This window comes from Tepidanaerobacter sp. GT38 (assembly GCF_021991635.1).
Lineage (GTDB): Bacteria > Bacillota > Thermosediminibacteria > Thermosediminibacterales > Tepidanaerobacteraceae > DTU063.
Map to the genome: position 1 here is coordinate 22,538 of NZ_JAFFJA010000051.1, position 6,438 is coordinate 28,975.

Sequence of the window (6,438 nt, forward strand, 5' to 3'; positions counted from 1 at the left end):
GTAAATCTCTTTTCATAGTATTTTTTTAGACTAGAAGTTGTGAATTTTTTTTCTTATCTTTTAATAAGTTTTAGTAAAGCTTTACGATTTTGGAGGGTGTAATTTGAAATCCTATTCTTTGATTTTCTTAATTTTCGTTCTGGGTTTATTGAGCAAAAATCGATTGATATATATATCTGCCGGTGTGCTCTTAACCTTTTCCTTCTTAAAGTTAATGCCTTCATCTCCTTCTGCTCAAAAAATCATACTGGATGTAGGCGTGATTTTATTAGTAATTGGAGTTATGATGCCTTTTTCCCAGGGCTCTATCATGATACAGGATCTCTACAAAAGCCTTTTTACTTCAATGGGCTGTATATCCTTTATTATCGGCATTCTGTCCTCAGTAATGGCAAAAGACGGGGTAGAGCTCATGAAAAATAGCCCTGAAGTGATGATAGGACTGCTTTTTGGGACCATTATAGGTACTGCATTTTTCGGCGGAATACCTGTAGGTCCTTTGGTAGCAGCAGGTCTGGCTGCATTTATAGTAAATTTAATTGGCAAGTTCGTATAAACTTAAATCCCATAGTCTTTTTTTGATACTTGCTCCGTATTGTAAAATTTTTTTATTTAATTTATGAATATTTATGCATTAATCTTGCATTTTTATAACATAAGTGTATAATATTTTTAAAAGATTTGGCGCCGTAATTAAATCAACGTGTTTTTACACCGAATTAAAATAACAGAGGGGGTTTTAATGTGAAGATAAAAACTATAATTATGGGTGCTGCAGGAAGGGATTTTCACGTATTTAATACCTATTTTAGAGACAACGAGCTTTACGAAGTAGTGGCCTTTACTGCAACGCAGATACCAAATATAGAAGGGAGAAAATATCCTGCCATTCTGGCAGGCAAGTTATATCCTGAAGGAATACCCATTTATACCGAAGATATGCTAGTTGACTTAATTAAAGAGCACAACGTGCAGCAAGTAGTCTTTGCCTACAGTGATATATCCCACGAAGATGTGATGCATAAAGCCTCAACTGCCCTCGCAGCAGGCGCCGATTTCCGCCTGATGGGGCCAAAAAATACTTCAATCAAATCATCTAAGCCTGTCATTTCGGTATGCGCCACCAGAACCGGCGTGGGCAAAAGCCAAACTACCCGTGCTGTTTGCAAATATTTTAAACAGAATGGCAAAAAAGTCGTGGCAATACGCCATCCCATGCCCTATGGCGACTTGAGCAAACAGGTATGCCAGCGTTTTGCTACATATGAAGATTTAGATTTGCACCAGTGCACCATAGAAGAGCGAGAAGAGTATGAGCCTCATATCGATAACGGCATCGTAGTTTATGCAGGCGTCGATTATGAAGTGATCTTAAGGGAAGCGGAAAAAGAGGCAGATGTGATCATATGGGACGGTGGAAACAATGACTTTCCATTTTACCACACTGATCTTTCCATAGTTCTAGCTGATCCCCTTCGTCCGGGCCACGAAGTACTTTATCACCCTGGGGAAACCAATTTAAAAATGGCTGATGTAATAATCATCAATAAAATAGATTCAGCCAATCCAGCGGATATAAATATCGTCAGACAAAATATTGAAAAGGTAAATCCAACTGCCCAAGTTATAGAAGCGGCCTCACCTATTAGCGTTAAGCAGCCGGATATGATAAAGGGCAAGCGCGTGCTCATCATCGAAGATGGTCCAACATTAACGCACGGCGGCATGGGATTTGGAGCAGCCTTTGTGGCAGCTAAAAAGTTCGGTGCAGCAGCTATTGTTGATGCTAAGCCTTATGCAGTAGGAAGCATAAAAGAAACTTACGAAAAATATCCCCATTTAGATAAAATTTTACCTGCCATGGGCTACGGCAAGGAGCAGATGAAAGAATTAGAAGAAACCATAAACCGCATAGACTGCGATGTGGTGCTATCCGGCACGCCTATAGATATAACCCGGGTCATAAAGCCAAATAAGCCCATAATCAGGATAAAATACGAGCTGCAGGAGATTGGTCAGCCCGATCTTAAATCGGTACTGGCAAAATTTCTATAGATTCATGGCATTATTAAAGGGGTTGCTACGAGCAACCCCTCTGTAATTAAGAAATTATACTCGATTTTATGAAAGAGTATTCTTATAAATAATTTAGAGGATTTACAGGGCTTCCGTTTATGCGAATTTCAAAGTGTACATGGTTTCCAGTAGACCTGCCGGTTGAACCTACCTTGGCTATCTGTTGACCCTTTTCTACTTTTTGACCTACCGAAACAGTTATGGCACTGTTGTGGGCATAGTAAGTCTCGATGCCGCCGCCGTGGTTTATTATAACCAGGTTGCCGTATCCACCTCGCCAACCTGCAAAAGTGACAGTGCCGCTATTTGAAGCTCGAACCGGTGCACCTTTACTTTGGGCAATATCAATACCCGAGTGAAATTCTCTGCCTCGATAGCCATATGGTGAAGTTATTGTACCAACAATAGGCCAAGCAAATCTTCCATTTCCACGAAACGCCACTTCAGCTTTAGTTCCTTTAGCTACTATGCGCTTTACGGGTTCTTTAATTACTTTTTCTCCTATAACTTGTTCTGACACCTTAATGCCGTTGGCAAATAATACTTCAGCTGTTACTTCCTTGACTCCTTTTTGTCCTTCCTGTTTTACCTTTTGGTCCCATGTCCACATGGAATTGTCTTTGATAGTCTCGGTTTCAAACGGTATAGATTCCTCATAAGTAACCTTTTTAAGTATAGAAACATTTAACAAGGGTTTAACTTCGGTTAGATTTATTATATCCCCTATAGCCAACTCATGTTCAGATTTTAGCTGAGGATTGGCTTTTATTAATTCCTCAAGGGGTATATTCTCCCTTCGCGAAATTGTCCAGAGACTATCGCCTTCAACCACCTCATAGGTCCTGGTTTCTACGCCGCCCTTTAGAATAAGGTCTACTGCGGCTTCAGCACTTATAATATCCTTTGCATAAACATATCTCTCTACCAACTTGACTTTTTCTGCTACCTCTAATTTTATTAACTCTCCAGGCGTCTGACTGATGTAATGTTGTTTTACCTGGTCCAGTACTTTTTCCGCTGTTGCTTTATCTTTTACCATTGCAACTTCTTTACCATCTATGTTTATGGCTACAGCTTTAAGCTTGCAGGTTAGTGTTTTTTCAAGCTTTTCTATTATGTCATCTTCTAAGTCCAGCTTATGGCCAAATGCCCTAACTGGTGTAGCCTTTATTTCCTGAACAAACTGCACGTCTGCACTAAGTTTATCTTTAAATCGTGCTTTTAACCCTTTTTTTATCTCCAAAAACTTTTCATGATTTTTTACATATCCGATAGTTTGACCGTTTACGCTTACTTCCAACACCGAACGACTGTAAACGAACATCACAGCTGCTAAAACTATAAACAGGCATAGGCCTGAAATTGCAATAGTTTTTAGCTTTTTATCGCTCTGCATCTTTTCATGTATTTTTTCGTACAGCCCCTTTAGATTAGGTTTTTCCATCCCCCCACTCCTTTCATTTTTATATGCAAGTTTACGCGCGAGGTCTAACCTGAAATTTTTTATATAGCTAAATAAACATTTATGCTTCGTGAAATTTTTTTGTAACAAAATTGTAATATACTATATTATATTCTATGTAAATTTAGGTTTTCCTTCCTAAAGTTTGATTTTTGTCCAATCTTCTAGCATGTAAAACTTGCCAAAGTCCAATTAACATAATTATTACACCCATTATAGAGTTTTTGCTCGGCACTTCACCCAACAGAAAATATCCTAAAAGAATTCCTGAAGTAATTTCCTGGGTCATAATCAAATTGGCATAAGCAGGATGAACATACCGCAACCCTGCATTGTAAAGAGTGTGACCTAAAGTAGTAGGCAAAAGGGCTATCAGCAGCAAAATTGCAAAGTTTTTGGGCGTAGGCAGCGAAAAATTCTTTAAAGCTACCGGCAGTAAAAAAATCGCTGCCAGAAAATAAACCCAAAATACATACTGAAAAAGTGGATAATTGTCCCGCTCCCTGCGTCCAGCAATAGAATACAGTGCAAGGCATAACGCAGAGCCTATAGCCATAACATCTCCCAATATCATCTCTTTGGTCAGCATGGGTTCAAAACCCGCTAAGATAATAATTCCCAAAATTACCATAAATATACCTAAATATTTATGTCGAGGTATAGGCTCCTTGAAAAACAGTGCCGTTAAAACAGCAATCATGATAGGTGCAGTGTAGACGAGACTTAGAGAATGGGCAATAGAAGTATACATTAGTGAGGCTATATACAGCAGAAAATGAAGGGCAGTTATCAGACCATAAAGCAAAAACTTAGGCATATCTTTGGTCTTAAGCCAAATCCCGGTTCCTGTGACTTTTGATATAATAAATATGAACATGGATCCTAAAAGCATCCTGAAAAAAGCTATCTCTCCTGCAGGGAGATCTGCAACCCATCGGGTGAGAATTGGACTTGTACTTAAAAAGATGGTACCTATGCTGACAAGCAGCAAGCCGCGGTTATGGTTATTCATGTCTTACACCTGATTTTTTATTTAATGTCACAAGATAAATTTATCATACTTACGCTGTTTTATCTAGTAGCGCATTTGTCTTTAGCCAATCATATACATAATCGGTCCAGTCTGTACCTGTAACATGATTTAAAGCTTTTATAAAATCTTCACCCGTGGCGTTTTTATAAAGATTTTGTTTAAAATAATACCGAATGGCTTCATGAAATTTGTGCCTGCTTAAACGACTTTCCAAATCCTTTAACATTATAGCACCTCTGTAGTATACTGTAGCGCTGTAATCTCCCCAATCTTTATATTCCGATAGGTGCCTTAAGATAGGCCCTGGTGCGGTTGACGCTTCGTATAGCCTATATGGATTCAAAATGAACTTTTCGTAAATACTTTGTCCTACCTTTTTGCCATAATAATGTTCATAATAGAAAAGGGTTGAATACTCGGTCAAAGCCTCATCAAGCCATGCTTCTTCTATCTGATTGTTACCTACAAGACCATACCACCATTGGTGAGCTGTCTCATGGACCACTACGTACTCAAGAAACTCTCCTTGGCAATAAAATTCATCACCTATTATTACTAGATTCGGATATTCCATGCCGCCAATATAAAAGTCCGCAGCTACAATATTATAATCGTCATAAGGATACTCTCCGAAGTGCTCACTAAAGCAGGATATAGCCTTTTTGCCAAACTCTAGAGCTTCCCGACCATACTCTTCTTTGCCCTTGATGTAATAAGAAGTAACTTTGGTTTTCCCAACATTTGCCTCGGCAGTTTCAAAATTTAAACTGGCTATCCATGCAAAATCTCTGACAAGGTCTGTGCTAAAACTCCAAATAGTCTTGCCACCTTCTTCCCGCTTTTGCCTTAGACTACCGCTTGCCGCAATGGTATAACCTTTTGGGGCTTTTATATTCACCTGGTAAAGTCCTACTTCGCTATAAAATGGATCTCCTATAGCATAATAAGGCTCCACGTGCCAGCCTTTTTCATCATACACCGCTAATATAGGATACCAATTGGCTATATTAAAAGTGTTTTTTCCATAGCCAAATCTGCCGCAAGAAGGAGGGAGCTGGACTTCAAATTCAAAGGTCAAAGTGAGCTTCTGCTTAGGTTTTAAAGGTTCATTCAAATTTATCTTCAAAATTGTGTCCTCTATTTCGTAGTCTGCTTCAGCTGATTCCACAAGAACCTTTTTTATATTTATAAAGCCTGGTACAAAACCTTCCGGGTATGCTCTGCTCATATCTTCCCTGGGAAAGGGAACCGTATCTGATGTCTTAAATGCATTAGGGTAAAGGTGAAAGTACAGGACTTTAAACGGGTCTACCTCATTATTGACAACAGTTACTTCTTGAAAGGCAGCAATACTTTTGGTTTCAGGATTAAAGGTTACGTCAATATTATAATGCGGACAGGTCTTCATTATTTTCTCAGCATATTTGACTGCATCATCTTTATATGCCTTTTTAAAAAAAGAAGAACTCAAAACAGCTGCCATAAATAAAAAACCCAGTATGATGATAAATTTCCGTTTTTTCAACCTACTCCTTCCCCTTTCTGGGTTTTTAGAAACCGTGCATACTTTAATGTATTTATCTCTTTTAGGTTTTATTCTTGTTTGTACTTGCACTTTTATTTTACATTTTTTTCTGTTTGAGTTCATTCACCATAAAACTTTTACAATAAAAAAATCCGACATTATTTGAATGTCGGATGCTTTTTCATATGGAGCGGAAAACGGGATTCGAACCCGCGACCCTCGGCTTGGGAAGCCGATGCTCTACCACTGAGCTACTTCCGCATATTATTTATTAATATTATAAAACTTCAGGTGTTAATTGTCAACTAAGATAGATGCTAGCGATCGCGTCAAGTATTTTTA

The 6,438-nt window shown here is 38.5% G+C and carries 5 protein-coding genes and 1 tRNA gene; 2 read left to right on the forward strand and 4 right to left on the reverse strand.

From position 1 onward, the window contains the following. The first annotated feature begins 103 nt into the window (after positions 1–103). Both JT739_RS08055 and JT739_RS08060 read left to right on the forward strand, forming a co-directional pair. Positions 104–556, forward strand: coding sequence for a DUF441 domain-containing protein (locus tag JT739_RS08055; RefSeq protein WP_237660596.1), 453 nt, complete (start codon positions 104–106; stop codon positions 554–556). 209 nt (positions 557–765) lie between these two features. Continuing rightward, a complete protein-coding gene (locus tag JT739_RS08060; RefSeq protein WP_255688569.1) occupies positions 766–2,055 on the forward strand; it encodes a cyclic 2,3-diphosphoglycerate synthase in 1,290 nt (429 codons plus the stop codon). A gap of 82 nt (positions 2,056–2,137) precedes the next feature. Here JT739_RS08060 and JT739_RS08065 read toward each other — a convergent pair whose 3' ends face one another. The 4 genes from JT739_RS08065 to JT739_RS08080 all read right to left on the reverse strand — a co-directional run bounded on the left by JT739_RS08065 (position 2,138) and on the right by JT739_RS08080 (position 6,357). Further along, a complete protein-coding gene (locus JT739_RS08065) occupies positions 2,138–3,520 on the reverse strand; it encodes a peptidoglycan DD-metalloendopeptidase family protein (RefSeq protein WP_237660598.1) in 1,383 nt (460 codons plus the stop codon). Positions 3,521–3,662: 142 nt separating this feature from the next. Beyond that, positions 3,663–4,550 (reverse strand): DMT family transporter, encoded by an 888-nt coding sequence (locus tag JT739_RS08070; protein WP_237660599.1) that lies wholly within the window; start codon positions 4,548–4,550, stop codon positions 3,663–3,665. Between the two features lie 49 nt (positions 4,551–4,599). Continuing rightward, positions 4,600–6,096 carry a M1 family metallopeptidase gene (locus JT739_RS08075; protein ID WP_237660600.1) on the reverse strand — a complete coding sequence of 499 codons (1,497 nt, stop codon included), beginning with the start codon at positions 6,094–6,096 and terminating at the stop codon, positions 4,600–4,602. 186 nt (positions 6,097–6,282) lie between these two features. Further along, a tRNA-Gly gene (locus JT739_RS08080) sits at positions 6,283–6,357 on the reverse strand. Positions 6,358–6,438: the final 81 nt, after the last annotated feature.